The following is a 19894-nucleotide window of genomic DNA, read 5'->3' as shown; positions in this document are numbered from 1 at the left end:
TTTTCGAATAAGAGTTCGATAGTCTGGCCGAGACGACCACCCGGTGACCGAGGGGACAGAAGGGGGTGCCTGAAACTATGGCGCGGCGCATCGATGTGACCGGAACCGACGGCGTACGCCTCGCGGCCTGGGAGTTCGCCGGCCCGCCCGAGGAGAGCCCGGCCGGTGACCGGGCCCCCGGCGTCTTAATGCTGCACGGCCTGATGGGCCGCGCCTCGCACTGGGCGGCCGGCACCCGCTGGCTCGCCGAGCGCCACCGCCCGGTCGGCCTCGACCAGCGCGGCCACGGCGCCAGCGGGAAGCCGGCCGAAGGCCCGTACACCCGGGACGCCTACGTGGGGGACGCCGAGGCGGCGGTCGAACAGCTGGGCCTCGCCCCCGTCACCCTCATCGGGCACTCCATGGGCGCCCTCACCGCCTGGCAGCTCGCCGCCAAGCGCCCCGACCTGGTCCGTGCGCTGGTCATCTGCGACATGCGGGCCTCCGCGCTCGGCGCGGCCTCGCAGCGCGAGTGGGCCGACTGGTTCGACACCTGGCCGCTGCCGTTCGCCTCGCTCGACGCCGTACGGCAGTGGTTCGGCGAGGACGACCCCTGGGTGGAGCGCCCCAATCCGTCGCGCGGCGAGTTCTACGCCCAGGTGATGACCGAGCACGCCGACGGGTGGCGGCCCGTCTTCTCCCGCCGGCAGATGCTCGAATCCCGCGCCACCTGGGTGTTCGACGCGCACTGGGAGGAGCTGGCCCAGGTCAGGTGCCCGACGCTGGTGCTGCGCGGCCTGGACGGCGAGCTGGGCCGGGCGGAGGCGCAGGAGATGGTCCGGGTCCTGCCGCGCGGGCAGTACGCCGAGGTGGCCGACGCCGGCCACCTCATCCACTTCGACCGGCCCGATGAGTGGCGCGCCGCGGTCGAACCCTTCCTGGAGCAGCTGGCCGAGGACGCGAAGGGAGACCGGGAGCCGGTCTCTCCGTAGGCCCCAGGCTCCGCCCTCACCCCTTGCTGACCGCCCCCAGGATCTCCGGCAGCCGCTCGACCATGCGCGGGGCCGCCAGCCGCAGCCCGCCCCAGGCGATCAGTGCCCCGTACACGGCTCCTACCGGCACCACGAGCCACAGCAGGTCCTCGGAGCCCGAGACGTGCAGGCCGATCGTCAGGGCGATCACCGGGGCGCTCAGCAGCGCCGCCGACACCATGCCGCCGAGGATCGAGATCCAGGCCAGCCCGGCCTGCCCCGGCGCCACGTTCTTGAACGCGCCCTCCTGCGGGACCGAGTACGGGTAGTTCACCGAGGCCACCGCGCCCGTCGCCAGCATCGCGCCCAGCAGTGCGAGCGACAGGCCCATGACCCCCGGCAGCCGCACCCAGTCCTTCAGCAGCGCCGACGTCACCACCGACACGAGCACCGTGTACGGCAGGGTGATCAGCAGCAGCGCCAGCGCCCGCGCCCGCAGTTCGAGGTACGCGTCCCGCGTGGACGAGATCGTCAGGGCCACCATCCAGAACGCGGAGGTGTCCTGTCCGAACTGGTTGTACATCTGGATGCCGAGCATCCCGGCGCAGAAGCACGCGAAGTACACCGAGCCCGTGCCCTGCATCGCGTTGAGCACCGGCACGATCAGCCCGACGGCCAGCGCGGTCACCCACGCGGCCTTGGTCTTCGGGTCCCGTGCCACGTACCGCAGGGTCCGCTGCATCACCGTGCCGGTGCGCCCCTCGGGGAACAGCGCCCACAAGCCGTCGCCGCCCCGGCCGGACTTCTTGCGCTCCGGGTCGGCGGCGGCGACCGTCGAGCCGTCGGGCGCGGTCATCAGCTTCGTCAGGGTGCGCTGCCACAGCCACAGCAGCAGGACGAGCGCGGCGACGGTGAGCAGCAGCTGCACGACGGCCCGCCCGTACGCCCCCTGGGAGGCGGAGTGCACGGATCCGATCGCCGACGCGGGCGGCAGCCAGCGCACCACGTCCGCCGTCGGGTCGAGCGAGGAGAGGCCGCCCGTCCGGCCGAGGCGCTGCACGCCGAAGTTCACGACCTGGATGCCCACCGCGATGACCAGCCCGCTGAGCACCGCCAGGTCGCGGCCCTTGCGGGAGGAGAGGAGGCGGGAGTTGGCGGTGGTGACACAGCGGGCCAGGGCCACGCAGACGAGCAGGGCCAGCGGGACGGCGAGGACGGCGAAGACCACCGCGCCCGCCCCGTGGGCCACGGCGGCCACCGAGCCGGCCGCCAGGCACACCGTGAACAGCGGCCCGATGCCGATCAGCGAGGACACCAGCAGCGCGACGATCAGCGGCCGGGGCCGCAGCGGCAGCATGACGAGCCGGGTCGGGTCCAGGGTCTCGTCACCGGCGCCGAGGAACAGCGGCATCACGGCCCAGCCGAGCGCCAGGATCGCGATGAGCAGCACGGTCACGGAGCTCGCGTGGGCGTTGCCGCGCAGCAGGACGAGCCCGAGGACCTGGCCCAGCGCGATCAGCACGGCTCCGGCGACCGAGGCGATGTAGGCGGCCCGGCGCCCGGCGGACTGGCGCAGCCCGTTGCGCAGGAGGGTCAGCTTGAGCCGGGCGAAGACGGGGACCAGTCCCGTGCCGAGGTCCGCGGCGCGCGGACGGGGGCCGGTGCCGGCCGGGGCGTCGAGCACGCTCATCGGTCGCCGCCCAGCCAGTCGAGGGTCTCGCCGGTGTCGCGGTCGCCGGCGCCGACCAGCTCCAGGAAGGCGTTCTGGAGGGAGGGCGCGTCGCCGCGCACCTCGGCCAGGGTGCCCCGGGCCCGGATCGTTCCGGCCGCCATGACGGCCACCCAGTCGCAGAGCGACTCGACCAGTTCCATCACATGGCTGGAGAAGACGACGGTGGCCCCGGAGCCGGTGTAGCGCTCCAGGACCTGGCGGATGGTCTGCGCGGAGACGGGGTCGACGCCCTCGAACGGCTCGTCCAGGAAGAGGACTTCGGGATTGTGCAGCAGCGCGGCGGCGAGCCCGATCTTCTTCCGCATGCCCGTCGAGTAGTCGATGACCAGCTTGTGCTGGGAGCCCGCCAGGTCCAGCACGTCCAGCAGCTGGGTGGCGCGGCTGTCGACCTCGTGGCCCGGGAGCCCGCGCAACCGCCCGGTGTACGCGAGGAGTTCGCGGCCGGAGAGGCGTTCGAAGAGGCGCAGGCCCTCGGGCAGGACACCGATCCGGGACTTCACCTCGACCGGGTCGCGCCAGACGTCGCGTCCCCCGATCTCGATCCTGCCCTGGTCCGGGCGGAGCAGGCCGGTGACCATGGAGAGCGTGGTGGTCTTCCCCGCCCCGTTGGGGCCGACCAGCCCGATGAACTTGCCGGCCGGCAGTTCCAGGTCGATCCCGGCGACGGCCGTCTGTTCGCCGAATCGTTTCCACAGCCCCTCGACGCGCACCGCGGGCGGTGCCGCCCGAGGTGCGCCGGGCCCGGCGGTCCGGTCCGTTACGTCGTGTTGCGCCCGGTCTGGCATGTGCACGCCTTTCGAAGTCCCCGTACGTACGTGGGGGCCACCCTACGAAAGGCTCTCCCGGGCGTCCGCCGCCGCCCGTCCGCAGGCATAGGCCAGCGGGCTGATCAGCTCCTCCACCTCGGGCAGCCAGCGGTTGGCGGTCGTGGGCGAGCGGGCCCACTGCACCGCTCCCGCGCCGCCGACCCGGGTGGGCGGCGCGGTGACGTAGCCGCCCTCGCCGATCCCGCGCAGGCCGATCGCCGCCGCGTTCCACCCGGCCCGGCGCACCAGGTCCTCCACCTTGGGGGCGGCGCCGGGCAGGACGAAGAACTGCATGCGGCGGTCGGGGGTGCGGGTGACGGGCCCGAGCGGCAGGCTCATCCGCTCCATCCGGGCGAGCGCCAGGAACCCGGCCGACTCCGGCACGTCGACCGCGTCGAACGCCCGCCCGGCCGGCAGCAGGACGGCCGCGCCCGGGTGCCGCGTCCACATCCGGCGGGCCGCCGCGCCGCTGCCGGTGGCGCCCTCCGCCCAGTCGGCGCGGGCCGGGTGCGCGCCGGGCGAGGCACAGCCGGCCTCGCCGCACGAGCACCGCTGGGCGCCGTCGACCGTCTCCAGCCAGGTGCCGGGGCACACGTCCCAGTGCCGTTCCTCCGTGTACCGCACGGCGGCGTCGAGCAGTTGCCCGACGCGCTGCCGGGGGACCTGTGCGGTTTCCATGACTCCGATGGGCTCTTCCACGTTCAGCTCAACTACAGGCTTCACGAAGAGTTACGGGCGCGCCGGGCGCGGACGCGGGCGCCCGCAACCGCATGCGGGGCGCACGGATGCATCGGCGGGGGCGCGTGGGAGAAGTCCGGGCCGGGGATGGGTAACTGCTTACGGGACATTCGGACGACCGGGTTCGCGCGGCATTTTAGGGGGTTGTCGCGGTGAATCGGGGTGAGTCGCGATGAAAGTGACCAACACGATGAATCGGCGCATTTCTCAGGCATATGTCGGGCAGTGATCGCATCACCGATCACTGCGGCCTCAGGGGGACACACATGGCAGCCAGGCCTCTCGTCGCACGCCAGCCGAACGAACGGCTCCAGGCGCTCATCCAGGAAGCCGGATGCTCCAACGCGGGCCTGGCCCGCCGCGTCAACATGGTCGGGACCGAGCGCGGTCTCGACCTCCGCTACGACAAGACCTCCGTGGCCCGCTGGCTGCGCGGCCAGCAGCCGCGCGGCCGGGCGCCGGGCATCATCGCCGAGGCGCTGGGCCGCAAGCTGGGCCGTACGGTCACGATCGACGAGATCGGCATGGCCAACGGGAAGAACCTGGCCTCGGGCGTCGGCCTCCAGTTCGCCCCCACGGTCGTCGGGGCCATCGAGCAGGTCTGCGAGCTGTGGCGCAGCGACGTCGGCCGCCGCGACTTCCTGTCCGGCTCGACGGTCGCCTCGTCCGCGCTGGTGGAGCCCAGCCGCGACTGGCTGATCACGGGCGCGGACCCACAGGTCGCGCGGGCGTCCGGGTCCCGGGTCGGGATGTCGGACGTGGAGGCGGTGCGGGCGACGACGTCCGCGCTGGTCGACCTCGACCACCGCTTCGGCAGCGGACATGTGCGCCCGGTCCTGGTGCACTACCTCAACAGCGTGGTCTCCGGGCTGGTTTCGGGCGCGTACCGTGAATCGACGGGCCGTCAGCTGTTCGCGGCCGTCGCCCGGCTCACCGAACTCGCCGGATACATGGCGGTCGACACCGGCCAGCCGGGCCTGGCCCAGCGCTACTACATCCAGGCCCTGCGCCTGGCCCAGGCGGCGGGCGACCGCGCCTACGGCGGTTATGTGCTGGCCGCCTCGATGAGCCACCTGGCGGCGCAGCTCGGCAATCCGCGCGAGATCGCGCAGCTGGCGCGGGCCGCTCAGGAGGGCGCGCGCGGCCGGGTCACGCCGAGGGCGGAGGCGATGTTCTACGCGGCGGAGGCCCGCGGTCACGCCCTGCTCGGCGACGGGCGCACCTGCCAGGAGGTGGCGGGGCGGGCCCGGACGGCGCTGGAGCGGGCCGAGCCGGACACCGGGGACGACCCCGACTGGATCGCCCACTTCGACCACGCCTACCTCGCGGACGAGCTGGCGCACTGCCACCGGGACCTCGGCCAGGCCGAGGCCGCCGCGCGCCGGGCGAAGGAGTCCCTGGACGGCCACCCGGAGTCCCGGGCCCGCCGCCGGGGCATCGGCCTCGCGCTGCTGGCCACGGCCCAGGTGCAGTTGCGGGAGGTGGAGCAGGCCTGCCACACGGGGACGCGGGCGATGGAGCTGCTGGGCACGGTGCGCTCCAGCCGGGGCGCGGAGTATCTGGACGACCTCCAGCAGCGCCTGCTGCCGTACGGGGACGAGCCGGCGGTCCGGGAGTTCGGCGCCCGTCTGGAGCTCCAGGCGGCCTGACGGCGCCCGCTCCGGCGCGAACGCCCCCTTAACTGCGTCGTGAGGGGGCGGGGCGTTACACCCCGGGAGGCGGGGTACGCGAGGGACCACGGGCACTTGGCGAACGGCGGCTGCCACCCGATAGCGTGAGCCGACGATTCCATAGTTGACACGTAGGAGTCCCGGTGACGCAGAGCGGACAGGGCGACGAGCAGCAGCTCCCTGCTGTACGACCCGCACACGAGGGTGTCGTGCTGCCCTCGGACGGCGGCGAACCCTGGACGCCGGGGGGAGCGGCGGACGGCAGGGCCGTACCGGCCGGCGGTCAGCCGTGGGGGCAGCCGTGGGGCCCGCAGGACGGCGCCGGCCAGGACCCGTACGGGCAGGGCAGGCAGCAGCCCCCGTACGACGCCTCCGGGCAGCAGGGCCAGTACGGCGGGCAGGACGGCTACGGCCAGGGCGGGTACGACCAGGGACAGCAGCAGCCGCCCGCGTACGGCCAGGGACAGCAGCAGCAGCCGTACGCCCAGCCGTTGCCGCCCGAGGCGGGCCACGGCGCGGCCCCCGGCGGCGACGCCGACGCCACGCAGTACATCGCGCCGATACCCGCGGGCCCGGCGCCCGGCGGGCTGCCGCCGGAGAACCCCGCGGAGTCCACCCAGTTCCTGGGCCACGCCCCGCAGCAGGGCTACCAGCAGCCCGGAGCGCACGCCGCGCCCCCCGCGCAGGGCGGCCCGGACGCCGACGCGACCCAGTACATCCCCCCGGTCCCCGGCGGCGCCCCGTACGGCATCCGGCCCGGGGCGCCCGGCGAGCGGCAGCCCCCCGCCGAGTTCGACAACCTCTTCCGCAGCGACGCGCCCGAGGGCGCCACCCAGCAGATGCCCCGGTTCGACCCGGCGCAGCAGCACCAGGCGCCGCAGCAGCCCTATCAGGCGGGCCCGCCGCCGCAGCAGCCGTACCAGGCGGGCCCGCCGCCGCAGCAGTCCTACCAGCAGCAGCCGCCGCAGCCCCCGTACTCCGGCCCGGAGGACGGGCTGCCGCAGGACGGGGACGGGGACGGCGGGCGGCGCAAGAAGTCCGCGGCGGTTCCGCTGATCGCGGCGGTCGTCGTGGGCTGCGCGGTGATTGGGCTCGGCGCGGGCGCGCTGATGAGCGGCGGCGACGATGACGACAAGGACGCCAAGCAGCCGGTGGCGTCGGCGAGTTCGCCGGCCGCCTCCGAACCGGCCAAGGAGGAGCCGGCGCCCGACCCGGCCAAGCCGCAGGCGGAGGAGCTCGACAAGCTCCTCGCGGACAGCAACAACAGCCGGGCGGCGGTCATCGGGGCGGTCGAGAAGACCAAGTCCTGCACCGACCTGGACAAGGCCGTGTCCGACCTGAAGGGCGCCGCGCAGCAGCGCCGCGACCTGGTGACGCGCCTGGAGGGCCTGACGCTCGACAAGCTGCCGAACCACGACCGGCTGACCGCCGCGCTCACCAAGGCGTGGAAGGCGTCCGCGTCCGCCGACGACCACTACGCCGCGTGGGCCAGGCAGGCCAAGAGCAAGAAGGTGTGCAAGGACGGCCACGCCCGTACGACCTCGCACACCCAGCAGGCGACCGTGAAGAGCGGCGAGGCGAGCACGGCCAAGCGGCAGGCGGCCACCCTGTGGAACGCCATCGCGGCCAAGTACGACCTGACCAAGCGCGAGGCGACCGCGCTCTGAGCGGCCGGGTCAGCGGGTCGCGCTGGCGTCCGCGAGGGTCCGGGTGACGTCCACGAAGCCCTTCCTCGCGGCGACCAGCCGTCCGTCGCGCACGACCTGGAAGGTCACCTTGCTGTTGACGATGCGCGGGTACGCCTCCGAGCCGAGCGTGTCCTCGTAGCGCCAGCGCAGCCGGGGTGTGAGGCCGCCGGTGTCGACGCGCAGGCCCTTGACGAGGGCCTGGGTGACCTTCCCGGCGGTGATCCGCTCCTCGTGCAGCGACTCGACGACCGACCTGAGCGCGGTGTACGCGATCCAGGTGGTCTGCACGCCCGTGTCGTCCGGGTCGATCCGGTTGTCGCCGAAGGCGTGCTCGCGGATCACCTTCCGCATGGGGTCCCACCGCTTGTCGCCCGGGGCCGGGTACCAGCCGGTGACGTACGCCCCCTCGAACGGGCTGTTCCGGCCGCCCGTGCGGTCGATGAGCGGCTGCCCGACGCTGCCGAGCACCGAGGAGACGCGCACCCGCGCACCGGCCGGCTCCAGCCGCCGGAAGGAGTCGAAGAACGTCTCCGTGCGGTCCCCGAGCACCGACGTCACACAGCCGCCGCCCGTGCCCGCGTCCGACAGCGCCCGCCCGGCCTCCTTGTCGTAGGAGGTGGCGCCCTCGGCCGCCGGTATGTCGAGCGGGGCGGGCCGGCCGGCCCCGGTGAGGCCGGTGCGCAGCAGCCACGCCTGGCTGTCGCCGCTCAGCGTGTCCGGGCGCACCAGCGCGACCCGGTCGCAGTCGCCGGAGAGCTGCTCGGCGTTGCCGGCCATGAGCGCGGACTGGCCGCCGGTCAGCGGGTAGGCCATGTAGCTGCGGAACTCCTCGTCGGAGGCGCCGTAACCGCCGATGTACGGGATTCCGGCGGCCTCCAGCGGGGCCATGAACGACCGCCCGTGCCGGCTGTAGGAACCGAGGACCGCGACGGCCTCCTCCTCGACGGCCCGGCGCGCGCAGGCCGCCGCGCCGCGCGAGGTGTCCTGTTCGTCACAGGTGACGACGCGCAGCTCGTGCCCGTCGATCCCGCCCGAGGCGTTGACCCAGCGGCCGTACGCCTGCGCCATCGCGGTCATCCCCGCCATGTTCGCCGCCTCCGGGGCCGAGTCGCCGCCCGGCGCCCAGGTGACGACGGTGACGGGCTCCCTGGAGTCCCCCGATCCCCCAGGGAGCGCGCCGCAGCCGGACAGCAGCAGGGTCCCCGCCGCCACCGCACCGGTGAGTGTTCTGAAAGGGCGGGAGGAAGGGGGGCGTCGCCGTCCGGTCATGGACCCAGACCCTTCCCGGCCCCGGGTAACGCCACGGTGTGCCGTCCTCAACGCTCGGTGACGTCACGGTGAACGGCAGGGGGCCGTACGGAAGGCCGGAAAGGGAACGTACGATCGACAACCGTGCAGCAAGGTTCCGAGAACTCTTCCCGTCGCGGCCGTCGCTCCTCCACCATGGGCGGCATGCCGCTCAACGACCTTCCGTGGTGGCGCTGGCGCAGCAACGTGCGCTCGGCGCTGCACATGCTCTCCGACCCCGTCTTCCACCACGAGTGCTGGCTGGCCGGCCGGGAGGGATACGGCGACGTCACCGACGCCGTGTACCGCCTGGTCGAGGACACCTGGCTCGACAACTGGTCCGCCGAGAAGTACGTCGGCACCATATTCAGGGACCCCGGCGAGGCCGCCCTCGTCGACGCCGCCGTGCTGCGGGTGCTGCGCATCATGCACCAGGTCGGCGCGGACGCCCCCGTCTCCGCCTACCTGGAGCACCACGGCTGGCCGGAGGCGGTCAGGGCCGCCCGCGAGGCCCATGTGCTGCTCGCCACGAACGACGGCGAGGACCCCGACGTACCGCCGCACTCCCTGGACGTGCTCCGCATCATGACCAGGACCGCCTGAACCGCCGACGGTGTGGCACGCTACGGGGATGACCGCGCCGCAGCCTGCTGACACCGTCCCCGAGCAGTACGTCCTGACCCTGTCCTGCCCCGACAAACAGGGCATCGTGCACGCCGTGTCGAGCTATCTCTTCATGACCGGCTGCAACATCGAGGACAGCCAGCAGTTCGGGGACCACGACACGGGTCTGTTCTTCATGCGCGTCCACTTCTCGGCGGGCAGCCAGGTCACCGTCGACAAGCTGCGGGCGAGCTTCGCCGCGATCGGCGACTCCTTCGCCATGGACTGGCAGATCCACCGGTCCTCGGAGCGGATGCGGATCGTGCTGATGGTCAGCAAGTTCGGCCACTGCCTCAACGACCTGCTCTTCCGCTCCCGGACCGGTGCCCTGCCGGTCGAGATCGCCGCAGTCGTCTCCAACCACCCCGACTTCGCCGAGCTGGTCGCCTCGTACGACGTGCCCTTCCGGCACATCCCGGTGACCCGGGACAACAAGCCCGAGGCCGAGGCCGAGCTGCTGGAGCTGGTCCGCGAGGAGAACGTCGAGCTGGTCGTCCTGGCCCGCTACATGCAGGTCCTCTCGGACGACCTGTGCAAGCAGCTGAGCGGCCGGATCATCAACATCCACCACTCGTTCCTGCCGAGCTTCAAGGGTGCCAAGCCCTACCACCAGGCGCACGCGCGCGGCGTGAAGCTCATCGGCGCCACCGCGCACTACGTGACGGCCGACCTGGACGAGGGGCCGATCATCGAGCAGGAGGTCGAGCGCGTCGGCCACGGCGTGACACCGGACCAGCTCGTCGCCATCGGCCGCGACGTGGAGTGCCAGGCGCTGGCGCGCGCGGTGAAGTGGCACGCGGAACGCCGCATCCTCCTCAACGGCCGCCGCACGGTGGTCTTCGCGTAAGGGCTGTCCCGCAATTCCTGGCGGGCGCACGACGTCAGCTACGGCACCTCGCCGCGTTGTCGAAACGCCCGAATACATCCAGTATGCGGGCGCCTCTCCGCCTTGCGATGCACCGCATCTGACGCCGCGCGCTGATCCACCAGGAATTACGGGACAGCCCTTGGCCGGTCTCACAGCCGGCTGAGCGAGGCGGCAGCGAACAGCACGTCCTGGATCGCGTCGCGGTCCCCGTGCTGGCCGGCCGCCGCCTCCACGGGCGGCACATGCCCGGCCACCAGCCGGCAGAACTCCACCCCGTCCAGCGCGACCTGCGCCACCGTGTGGTCCGGGGAGCCGAGGGCGGCGGGGGAGTCCAGCGCGACGTACCAGTCGCCGCCGCCCGAGCCCTCGATCTCCAGATGCAGCGAGCGCCCCGGGGACCCCGCCGTCACCAGCTGACGGGCCGGCCCCGCGAGCCCCGACCGGCGCCGCCCCGCCAGCGCGGCGGGCAGCATCCGGACCGCGAGGTCGATCATCCGGTGCAGATGTCCGGCGGACGGCGGCTCGTACGGATAGTCCACCGCCTGCGCGATGTCCCCCGCGTGCACCCAGCACTCGAAGGCCCGGTCCAGCAGGGCGTCCTGCAACGGCAGCGCGAAGTCCCCGTACGACACGGACAGCTCCGAGACGTCGCGCCCGGCGAAGGACACCGTCCGGATCAGGGTGTGGCTCTGCTCGCGCCACGGCTCGCGCACCGCGCGTGTGGGCGGGACGGGGGCACGGGCCCAGTACGACTCGGTGCGCGGTGTCGGTGCGAGCGGCACCCCCTCACCCCCGCGCGGGCGGCTCCCGGCGAGCGGGTCGTCCAGCCCGAGCGCCGCGCTGACCAGGCCGTCCACGGTCATCAGGTGCCCGATCACCCCGGCGACCGTCGTCCTGCGCTGCACCCCGCGCTCGCCCTCGAACCACTTCAGCCGCACCGGCGCGTGCCACTCCGAGCCCCCGATGTCCCGCAGCAGCGCGTCCAGCCGCGCCGTCTCCGCGTCGTACGGGGTGGCCCAGTCCGGCACCGGGATCCTGGCGGGGCGCCGGCTCAGACAGCTCTCCAGCACCCGCGACCTGAGCAGCGGGTCGAGATCCAGGGACCGGTCGGTGTGCAGCAGCCCGACCGCGTCCCGCAGCCGCAGCGCCTCGTCCGCACAGGGCGCGCACTCCGTGAGGTGCGCCTCGACGGCTTCGGTCTCCTCCGCCGAACACGCGGTCAGCGCCCAGGCCCCGAGCAGCGCCTGAAGCACGCGGTGCGGCAGCGGGGCCGGCGCCTCGGCGCCGTCCCCCGACGGCTCCGACACGGGCTCACACTCCGAAACGGGATCGGGATCGGGCTTCGGCACCCGCGGGCGGCTCAGCTCGGCGAAGTCGTCCGCGGCGGCCCGTGGCCCCGGTATGCGCCGGGCGCCCCGTACCTCCTCCTCGCGCCCGCCCTCGTCCCGGTCATCGGTGCCGCCGCTCACAGGGCCCGCCCGTATCCGGGCGGCGGGGCGCCCTCCAGCGGCCGGGTATGGGCGGTGGACAGCAGTTGCAGCCCGAGCCGCAGCCGGCGCCGCGCCTCGTCCTCGGTGACGCCGAGGTCCGTCGCGGTCTGCCGGTAGTCGCGGCGCTGGACGTACGCCAGCTCCAGCGCGGCCCGCAGCGGGGCGGGCATGGAGGCCACGATGTAGTCGGCGCGGGCCGCGGCGGTGGCCCGGCGCACCCGCTCCTCCAGCTCGTCCGGATCATCGGGATCGTCCGCGTCGCCCCGGTCCCGCAGCCGCCGGACGGACGCGCGGAGCGTGAGGTGGGCCAGCCAGGACCGCATGGAGCCCTGCTTGGGGTCGTAGGCGTCCGGGTTCTCCCAGACATGGCCGAAGACCTCGCGGGTGACCAGGTCGGCCGCGTCCTCGTCGTCCAGCATCCGGTTGGCCTGGCTGTGGACGAGGGCGGCGAACCGGTCGTACATCTCGCCGAGGGCGGCCGCCTCACCGCGGGACAGCCGCTGCTGCATCTTGCGGTCCCAGCGGGGTGGTGCGTTTTTGGCCATGCGACCCCCAGCCCTCTGCCGTCGAAACCTCGCGCTTGTCCCCCTCGTCCCGTCCGAATGTAGTCGGCCGCCCCCGCCGGGCACGCCCCTTTACGGCAAGTACGTCCCTGCGGAGGCCCGGGATGGTAGGGAGCGAGTCCGCGCGCGCCGACGGAACCGGGCCCGAAATGATCACTTCCTCCGGAATCGTTTCCGGGCCGTCCTGACGAGGCCGGGGTTTCGCGAGGCCCACTCGGGGGCAGCCGCGAGAGGAGGAACGCAAACTTCCGGATCACCGGGTTCCCCGGTATCCCCGGAACGAGAGGCCCAGTGGCGTGACCCTGAAAGTCTCGGAGACCGAGCAGGGCGGGTGGACCGTGCTGCACATATCCGGTGAGCTGGACCTCCTGACCTCACCCACCGTGCGTCAGTCCGTGCACGACGTGGTCGCCGTGGGCCGCCACGACGTCGTGCTCGACCTCTCGGGGGTCCAGTTCTGCGACTCCAGCGGCGTCGGCGTGCTCATCGCCCTGCGCCGCCTGATGCGTTCCTGCGGGGGCCGGCTGCGGCTGATCCTGCCCGCCCGGGGCGCGGAGGAGGGCTCCCACGTCAACCGCGTGCTCGCCGCGCTCGGCGTGCGCCGGCTGTTCGAGGTCTACCCCGACTGGGACGCCGCCGTCGACGAGGAGGCCGAACCGCTCACGGCCTGAAAGAGCCGCCAGGGGTGGACCGAACCCCAAAGTGACACGTGACGCCTCCCGGCGTCGTACGCTCCCCGCATGGACAGCGCAGAGTATGAGCGCAAGATCGCCTTCCGCTTCGCCGCCTTCGACCAGGACGGCAACGGATACATCGATCGCGCGGATTTCAACGCCGCCGCGGCCCGTCTGCTCACCGAGTTCGGTACGACGGCCCGCTGCGACAAGGGGCAGGCGCTCTACAGCGGGGCAGAGGCGTTCTGGCAGGGCATGGCGGGCATCGCCGACGTCGACGGCGACCAGCGCGTCACCCGCGAGGAGTTCGTGGGCGGCGCGGTGAAGCGGCTGCGGGACAACCCGGAGCGGTTCGCGGAGATCGCCCGCCCGTTCCTGCGCGCGGCGCTCGCGGTGGCGGCGGGCCCGTCGGACGACGGCCGCGCGTCCGTGCCATCGGTCGAACGGGCCCTCAGGGTCCTGGGCGCCGGCCCCGACGCGGCGGCCTTCGCCGCGCAGAGCCTGGACGTGGACCGGGACGGCGGGGTCGTCGAGGACGACGCGGTGGCCGCGCTCGCGGCGTACGTAACGGTGATCGAACCGGGCCCTTGAACGGGTCCCTTGGGCGGGCGGCATCCCCGGGGCGCACCCCGGTCCGGGGCCCGGGGTTCCGTCCTCAATCGCCGGACGGGCTTGAATGCGGCGCCGGCGCCCGCGGGTTTGCCCCGTCCCGGGCCGACCGGTTCCGTCCTCAAGCGCCGGACGGGCTTGAATGCGGCGCCGGCCCCGCGGGTTTGCCCCGGTCCCAACCGAAGGGTTCCGTCCTCAATCGCCGGACGGGCTGAAGAGCACGCCTGCGCGCCGTGGGTGGGGTCCGGGGTCCCTCCGGGGCGTCTCCTCAAACGACGAACGTTCCGCCGGTACGCAGTCGTACCCGGGTATCCGTTCGTCGTCCTGCGGGGACTCCCCTGCACGCCCCCGGACCGGCCGCCACGCGTCTGCACGCCGGTGGGACGACTGTCGCAGACGCATACGCGTCCGGGTGGGGGCGTGCAGGGCAGTCCCCGCAGAAAATGGCGTACGACCCGGGTACCTGTTCGTCGTCGGGTGAACACGCCATTTTTGAGGAGTCTGCCCGGAGGGACCCCACCCCCACCCACCGGACGGTGGGCGACCCGCACCCCACGGACGACGACGCCACCCCAAGCCCGTCCGGCGATTGAGGACGGAACCCCGCACCCCTCACCCCTCACCCCTCACCCCGCTCCCCGAACCGCTCCCGCAGCCGATACTTCAGTACCTTCCGCAACGCCCCGTTCCGCGGCAGCTCGGACACCAGCTCCAGCTGCTCCGGCAGCTTGTGGACCGCGAGCCCCGCACCCCGCAGGTACGCCGTCAGGGCGGGGAGGCCGAGGGGCGGCGCGGCGCCCCCGCGCGGCGCGGCGCCCCCGCGTGGGACCACGACCGCGCACACCCGCTCGCCCCGCTCCGCGTCCGGCAGTCCGATGACCGCCGCGTCGCCCACCGACGGGTGCGCCGCGAGCAGGTCCTCGATCTCCTTCGCCGAGATGTTCTCGCCCTTGCGGATGATGACGTCCTTGAGCCGCCCCGTGAGGACGAGGTGCCCGCTGGGCAGCAGGTGTCCGAGGTCGCCCGTGACGAGGAACCCCTCCGCGTCGAACGCCTCGGCCGTGGCGCGCGGGTCGAGGTACCCCCGGCAGACCGCCTCGCCCCGCAACCGCACCTCCCCGTCCACCCCGCACGGCACCACCGCACCGGACGCGTCGGTGATCCGGATCTCCATGCCCGGGGGCGGCAGCCCCTCCGTGCCGGCGAGGTGCTCCGCCGTGTCGTCGGGCGCGCCCATGGTGATCATGGGGACCTCGGTCATGCCGTAGCCGTGGGTCAGCTGGACGCCCATCTCGCGGACGACCGCGTGGTACAGCTCGGGCGGCTTGGGCGCGCCCCCGCCCGCGAGCAGCCGCAGGGTAGGCACAATCCGCACCCCAGGCACCCCAGGCGCCTCCGGCGCCCCCCGCGCCCCCGCCGCCTCCCGCTGCGCGGCGAGCAGCATCGAGTAGAACGCCGTCGAACCCCCCGCGACGGTCACCCCGTGCCGCCGGTACCCGGCCAGGGCCCCCGGCATCGCGAAGTGCTCGAAGAGCACCGCGGGCAGCCCGTACAGGAGGAGCATGACCGCGTAGTCGGGCCCGCCGACATGGGCGAAGGGGAAGGCGATCGACCCGACGTCGGAGGCGGACAGCCGCAGCGCGTGGGCGAGGCAGGCGCCGGCCGCGATGAGGCCGCGGTCGGTGTGGAGGACGCCCTTGGGGTCGGACGTGGTGCCCGAGGTCCAGTAGATCCAGCGGACGGCGCCCCCGTCGGACGGCGGCGCCGGCAACGTCGCGGGGTCGCCGTCGGGCAGCGTCCCGTACGCCTCGAAGACGTGGGGCGGGCGGTCGAGGCCGGCCGCGAGCCGGGTGGCCATCTCCGTGTGGTCGAACCCCCGCCACGTGCCCGGGACCGCGAAGAACTCCGCCCCGGACTCCCGCAGCGCGAACCCCGTCTCGCGGTCGCGGTAGAAGGGGATGACGGGGCTCTGGACGGCGCCGATCCGGGTCAGCGCGAAGGACAGGAGGACCGTTTCGAGGCGGGTGGGCAGCTGCCAGGCGACGACGGTGCCGGGGCGGACACCCGCCCCGTACAGCCCGGCCGCGACGCGCTCGGCGCGATCGCGCAGGGCGCCGAAGGTGAGGACGCGGTCGTCCTGGAGCAGGAAGGGCCGGCCGGGCGTCAGCGCGGCCCGGCGCTCGACGAGCTCCCAGAAGGTCCCCGAGGCGCTCAGGGCGTGTGCGGTGTCGTTCACGGCGAACCCCCATAACTGACGACCAGTCAGATTCAACCGAGAGCGTAGGGCTCCGCGCCTTGTCGGTCCAGGGGTGCGGGGCTAGCCTGAGGGCGACAACAATCTGACGGGTCATCAGAAAACGTGCCGCGTCGAAGGGGACACCATGACGGAACTGCCTCGGATCGTCAGCGTCGACGACCATGTGATCGAGCCGCCGCACCTGTTCTCGACGTGGCTGCCCGCCCGGTACCGCGAGCGCGGACCGCAGCCGCTGACGGCGGGCATCGGGGAGCTGGCGTACGTCGGAGGCAAGTACGTCATCACGATGGACCCGGACGGCCCGCCGGCCGACTGGTGGATCTACGAGGACCTCAAGTTCCCGTACAAGCGGAACATCGCGGCCGTGGGCTTCGACCGGGACGACATGACGCTGGAGGGGATCACCAGGGCCGAGATGCGGCGCGGCTGCTGGGACCCGGTGGAGCGGCTGAGGGACATGGACCTCAACCATGTCGAGGCGAGCCTCTGCTTCCCCACGTTCCCGCGTTTCTGCGGGCAGACCTTCGCCGAGGCGCACGACAAGGAGGTCGCGCTGGCGTGTGTGCGCGCGTACAACGACTGGATGGTCGAGGAGTGGTGCGGGGACAGCGGTGGCCGGCTGATCCCGCTGTGCGTCATCCCGCTCTGGGACATCGGCCTCGCGGTCGCGGAGATCAGGCGGAACGCGGCGCGCGGGGTGCGGGCGGTGACGTTCTCGGAGATCCCGACCCACCTCGGACTGCCGTCGATCCACACCGGGTACTGGGACCCGTTCTTCGCGGTGTGCGAGGAGACCGGCACGGTCGTGAACATGCACATCGGGTCCAGCTCGCAGATGCCCGCCGCGTCGCCCGACGCCCCGCCCGCCGTGCAGGCGTCGCTCTCGTTCAACAACGCGATGGCCTCGATGATGGACTTCCTGTTCAGCGGGGTCCTGGTGAGGTTCCCCCGGCTCAAGCTCGCGTACAGCGAGGGCCAGATGGGCTGGATCCCGTACGCCCTGGAGCGCGCCGACGACGTGTGGGAGGAGCACCGGGCGTGGGGCGGGGTGCGGGACCTGATCCCGGAGCCGCCGTCGACGTACTACTACCGGCAGATCTTCTGCTGCTTCTTCCGCGACAAGCACGGCGTCGCCTCGCTCGACGTCGTCGGCCGGGACAACGCCACCTTCGAGACGGACTACCCGCACGTCGACTCGACCTTCCCGCACACCAAGGAGGTCGCCCTCGACCACGTCAAGGGACTGGACGAGGAGACCGTCTACAAACTGATGCGCGGAAACGCGATCCGGATGCTCGGCCTGGACCTCGACAGGTAGGCCGGTCATGGACCTCGCGTACACGCAGGAGGAGCGGGAGTTCCGGGCGCGGCTGCGGGAGTGGCTGGCCGCCGTGCTGCCCGGCCTGCCGCCGGGGCCGGACCCCGCCGACTGGCCGGGCCGCCGGGCCTACGACGCCGGCTGGCAGCGGCTGCTGTACGACGCCGGGTACGCGGGGCTGCACTGGCCGGCCGACGCGGGCGGCCGGGGCGCCACCCCCACCCAGCACCTGATCTTCCTGGAGGAGACGGAACGGGCCGGGGCGCCCTACGTGGGGGCGAACTTCGTCGGGCTGCTGCACGCGGGCCCCACCATCGCCGCCGAGGGCACCCCGGAGCAGCGCGCCCGCTGGCTGCCGCCGGTCCTGCGCGGCGACGAGATGTGGTGCCAGGGCTTCAGCGAGCCGGGCGCCGGATCGGACCTGGCTGCGCTGCGCACCCGGGCGGTGCGCGACGGCGACGCCTACGTGGTCAGCGGGCAGAAGATCTGGACCTCGCACGCGGAGGTCGCCGACTGGTGCGAACTGCTCGTACGGACGGACGCGACGGCCCCGAAGCACCGGGGGATCAGCTGGCTGGCGATGCGGATGGACGCCCCCGGAGTCACCGTCCGGCCGCTGCGCACGCTCGCCGGTTCGACGGAGTTCGCGGAGGTGTTCCTCGACGAGGTGCGGGTGCCGCTCTCGCACCGGGTGGGCGCCGAGAACGACGGCTGGCGGGTCACCATGGTCACGCTCTCCTTCGAGCGGGGCACGGCCTTCGTCGGCGAGGTCGTCGCCTGCCGCCGCACCCTGGACGCGCTGGCCGCCGAGGCCCGGCGCTCCGGGCGCTGGGACGATCCGGTGCTGCGCCGCAGGCTGGGCCGGCTCGCCGCCGAGTTCCAGGCGCTGTGGCGGCTCACCCAGTGGAACGTGAGCGAGGCCCAGCGGTCCGGCGGTGTCCCGGGGGCCGGCGGCTCGGTCTTCAAGCTGCGCTACTCGCACGCCCGCCAGGAGCTGTACGAGGCGGCGGCCGAGGTGCTGGGCGCGGGTGACGCCCTCGATCTGGACCGCGAGTGGGTGCGCGACCGGCTCTCCTCGCTCTCGTACACCATCGCGGCCGGCACCTCGCAGATCCAGCGCAACATCGTCGCCGAGCGCATTCTCGGCCTGCCGAAGGGGCGGTGAGCGCACCCATGGACTTCCAGCTCTCGGACGATCAGCGGGCGCTGCGGGAGGGCGTCGCCCGGCTGCTGGCGGGCCGGTTCGGCCGGGACCGGATGCGGGCGGCGCACGACGGCGGCGGGGGCGTGGACCGGGCGCTGTGGGGGGAGCTGGGCGCGGCCGGGCTCTTCGCGCTGCGGCTGCCGGAGGCGGCGGGCGGGGTCGGCCTCGGCCTGCCGGAATCCGTACTTTTGTTCGAAGAGCTGGGGCGGGCCCTGCTGCCGGGCCCACTGGCCGCCACCGAGCTGGCCGCAGGCGCGGTGAAGGGTGCCGCGCGGGGTGAGGCGGTGGTCGCGCAGGCGGAGGCCGGGCGGCCGGTGGCGCACCTCGCGGACGCCGACGCGCTGCTCGTGCTGGCCGGCGACGAGGCGTACGTCCTGGCCGGCGGGCCGCTGCGGCGCGTCCTGGACGGGGCGCGGCCGGTGCGCTCGGCCGACCCGGGCACGCCGCTGTGGCGGCCGGCCACCCTGTCCGGGTACGCCGCCGAGGGCGATCCCGTGCCCGGCGGCGGGGCGCGGCTGCGCCGCGAGGGGGCCCTGCTGACCGCCGCCGAACAGCTCGGCAGCGCCGGCCGCAGCCTGGAGGAGGCGGTTCAACACGCCCGTGACCGCGAACAGTTCGGTGCGCCCATCGGCTCCTTCCAGGCGGTCAAACACCTGTGCGCCGAGATGCTGGTCCGTACCGGAACGGCCCGCGCCGCGGTCTACGCGGCGGCCGTGACGGGCGACCCCGCGGAGATCGCCGGGGCCAAACTCCTCGCCGACGAGGCGGCCGTCCACAACGCCCGCGACTGCCTCCAGGTGCAGGGCGGCATGGGCTTCACCTGGGAGGCAGACGTCCACCTGCGCCTCAAGCGGGCCTGGCTGCGGGCCGGGCAGTGGATGGCGGCGGCGGACGCGGAGGAGGAGCTGGCCGCGGGTCTCGGCCGGGCGGAGCCGGTGGGTGCCCCGCGCACGCACGTGACGCGTCCCACCCCTCGGCTTCACGCTGCGGAGTGACACAGCGCGATCGGTGTCCGGCGATACCGGCTTGTGTCCTTTGCGTGATTCGTCACGGGGTGGAGTCGGCGCCGGGCTCGGGTACGCTCCGTTGGATGCGAGTAGTTCTGGAACCTGGCAGTCCGGATGCGTCCCGTGCGGCGCCTCCGGTCCGCACGAGGTGCGCTGCTCGCGGTCCGCACAGAGGGGCCGGGCCTGCCGGGAAGAGGATTTCCCGGCGCGTACGGCACCGCTGTTCGACTCTCCGCAACGGGCGTCGCACAGTATGCACTACGCGTACTCCTTCGCGCTGGAATATGCCCGAAGCGCTTGTTGCGGTGACTGTACGTCAACCATGCTGTCTTGTAAGGGAATCACGTTCCGTGACCCTGAGGAGGCGCGA

At 73.4% G+C, this 19894-nt stretch carries 17 protein-coding genes; 10 read left to right on the top strand and 7 right to left on the bottom strand.

Annotated elements, in window-relative coordinates:
- Positions 1-77: 77 nt before the first annotated feature.
- A complete protein-coding gene (locus B082_RS0117555) occupies positions 78-971 on the top strand; it encodes an alpha/beta fold hydrolase (protein WP_018553122.1) in 894 nt (297 codons plus the stop codon).
- A gap of 16 nt (positions 972-987) precedes the next feature.
- Here B082_RS0117555 and B082_RS0117550 read toward each other — a convergent pair whose 3' ends face one another.
- The 3 genes from B082_RS0117550 to B082_RS0117540 are packed head-to-tail and all read right to left on the bottom strand — an operon-like array spanning position 988 to position 4166.
- A complete protein-coding gene (locus B082_RS0117550; RefSeq protein ID WP_018553121.1) occupies positions 988-2640 on the bottom strand; it encodes a hypothetical protein in 1653 nt (550 codons plus the stop codon).
- Positions 2637-3467 (bottom strand): ABC transporter ATP-binding protein, encoded by an 831-nt coding sequence (locus B082_RS0117545; protein WP_026249901.1) that lies wholly within the window; start codon positions 3465-3467, stop codon positions 2637-2639. The genes B082_RS0117550 and B082_RS0117545 overlap by 4 nt, the downstream gene beginning before the upstream one ends.
- Before the next feature lie 42 nt (positions 3468-3509).
- Positions 3510-4166, bottom strand: a complete 657-nt coding sequence (locus B082_RS0117540; protein WP_018553119.1) for a bifunctional DNA primase/polymerase — start codon at positions 4164-4166, stop codon at positions 3510-3512.
- A gap of 326 nt (positions 4167-4492) precedes the next feature.
- Here B082_RS0117540 and B082_RS0117535 point away from each other — a divergent pair, with 326 nt between their 5' ends.
- Positions 4493-5875, top strand: a complete 1383-nt coding sequence (locus B082_RS0117535) for a hypothetical protein (RefSeq protein WP_018553118.1) — start codon at positions 4493-4495, stop codon at positions 5873-5875.
- A gap of 230 nt (positions 5876-6105) precedes the next feature.
- The gene (locus B082_RS0117530) at positions 6106-7563 is read left to right on the top strand and encodes a hypothetical protein (protein WP_018553117.1); all 1458 of its coding nucleotides are present in this window, start codon (positions 6106-6108) and stop codon (positions 7561-7563) included.
- Between the two features lie 9 nt (positions 7564-7572).
- Here B082_RS0117530 and B082_RS0117525 read toward each other — a convergent pair whose 3' ends face one another.
- Positions 7573-8853, bottom strand: coding sequence for an ABC transporter substrate-binding protein (locus B082_RS0117525; RefSeq protein ID WP_026249900.1), 1281 nt, complete (start codon positions 8851-8853; stop codon positions 7573-7575).
- 174 nt (positions 8854-9027) lie between these two features.
- On the opposite strand from B082_RS0117525, the gene B082_RS0117520 reads away from it, so the two are divergent.
- Complete coding sequence (locus B082_RS0117520) at positions 9028-9474, top strand: SCO4402 family protein (protein ID WP_018553115.1); 447 nt, start codon at positions 9028-9030, stop codon at positions 9472-9474.
- Positions 9475-9502: 28 nt separating this feature from the next.
- Positions 9503-10381: a formyltetrahydrofolate deformylase gene (gene purU, locus B082_RS0117515; RefSeq protein ID WP_018553114.1), complete on the top strand. Its 879-nt coding sequence runs from the start codon at positions 9503-9505 to the stop codon at positions 10379-10381.
- Between the two features lie 170 nt (positions 10382-10551).
- Here the strand turns inward: purU and B082_RS0117510 are convergent, their stop codons facing one another.
- Together B082_RS0117510 and B082_RS0117505 are read right to left on the bottom strand one after the other, a co-directional pair.
- Complete coding sequence (locus B082_RS0117510; protein WP_018553113.1) at positions 10552-11871, bottom strand: zf-HC2 domain-containing protein; 1320 nt, start codon at positions 11869-11871, stop codon at positions 10552-10554.
- Positions 11868-12437, bottom strand: a complete 570-nt coding sequence (locus tag B082_RS0117505) for an RNA polymerase sigma factor (RefSeq protein WP_026249899.1) — start codon at positions 12435-12437, stop codon at positions 11868-11870. The genes B082_RS0117510 and B082_RS0117505 overlap by 4 nt, the downstream gene beginning before the upstream one ends.
- A 314-nt stretch (positions 12438-12751) precedes the next feature.
- Here B082_RS0117505 and B082_RS0117500 point away from each other — a divergent pair, with 314 nt between their 5' ends.
- Complete coding sequence (locus B082_RS0117500) at positions 12752-13126, top strand: STAS domain-containing protein (protein WP_018553111.1); 375 nt, start codon at positions 12752-12754, stop codon at positions 13124-13126.
- Between the two features lie 69 nt (positions 13127-13195).
- Entirely contained in the window at positions 13196-13720 is a 525-nt protein-coding gene (locus tag B082_RS0117495) for an EF-hand domain-containing protein (protein WP_018553110.1), read from the top strand.
- A gap of 637 nt (positions 13721-14357) precedes the next feature.
- Here B082_RS0117495 and B082_RS0117490 read toward each other — a convergent pair.
- Complete coding sequence (locus tag B082_RS0117490) at positions 14358-15974, bottom strand: class I adenylate-forming enzyme family protein (protein ID WP_018553109.1); 1617 nt, start codon at positions 15972-15974, stop codon at positions 14358-14360.
- Positions 15975-16119: 145 nt separating this feature from the next.
- Between B082_RS0117490 and B082_RS0117485 the strand changes: the two genes are divergently transcribed.
- The 3 genes from B082_RS0117485 to B082_RS0117475 are packed head-to-tail and all read left to right on the top strand — an operon-like array spanning position 16120 to position 19512.
- Positions 16120-17313 (top strand): amidohydrolase family protein, encoded by a 1194-nt coding sequence (locus tag B082_RS0117485; RefSeq protein WP_018553108.1) that lies wholly within the window; start codon positions 16120-16122, stop codon positions 17311-17313.
- Between the two features lie 7 nt (positions 17314-17320).
- Entirely contained in the window at positions 17321-18478 is a 1158-nt protein-coding gene (locus tag B082_RS0117480) for an acyl-CoA dehydrogenase (protein ID WP_018553107.1), read from the top strand.
- A gap of 8 nt (positions 18479-18486) precedes the next feature.
- A complete protein-coding gene (locus B082_RS0117475) occupies positions 18487-19512 on the top strand; it encodes an acyl-CoA dehydrogenase family protein (protein WP_018553106.1) in 1026 nt (341 codons plus the stop codon).
- Positions 19513-19894 lie beyond the last annotated feature (382 nt).

Origin of the sequence: Streptomyces sp. ATexAB-D23 (assembly GCF_000373645.1) — a bacterium.
Classification (GTDB): Bacteria; Actinomycetota; Actinomycetes; order Streptomycetales; family Streptomycetaceae; genus Streptomyces; species Streptomyces castrisilvae.
The sequence above is the reverse complement of the archived record's forward strand: the minus strand, read 5'-3'. Positions and strand labels throughout refer to the sequence as shown.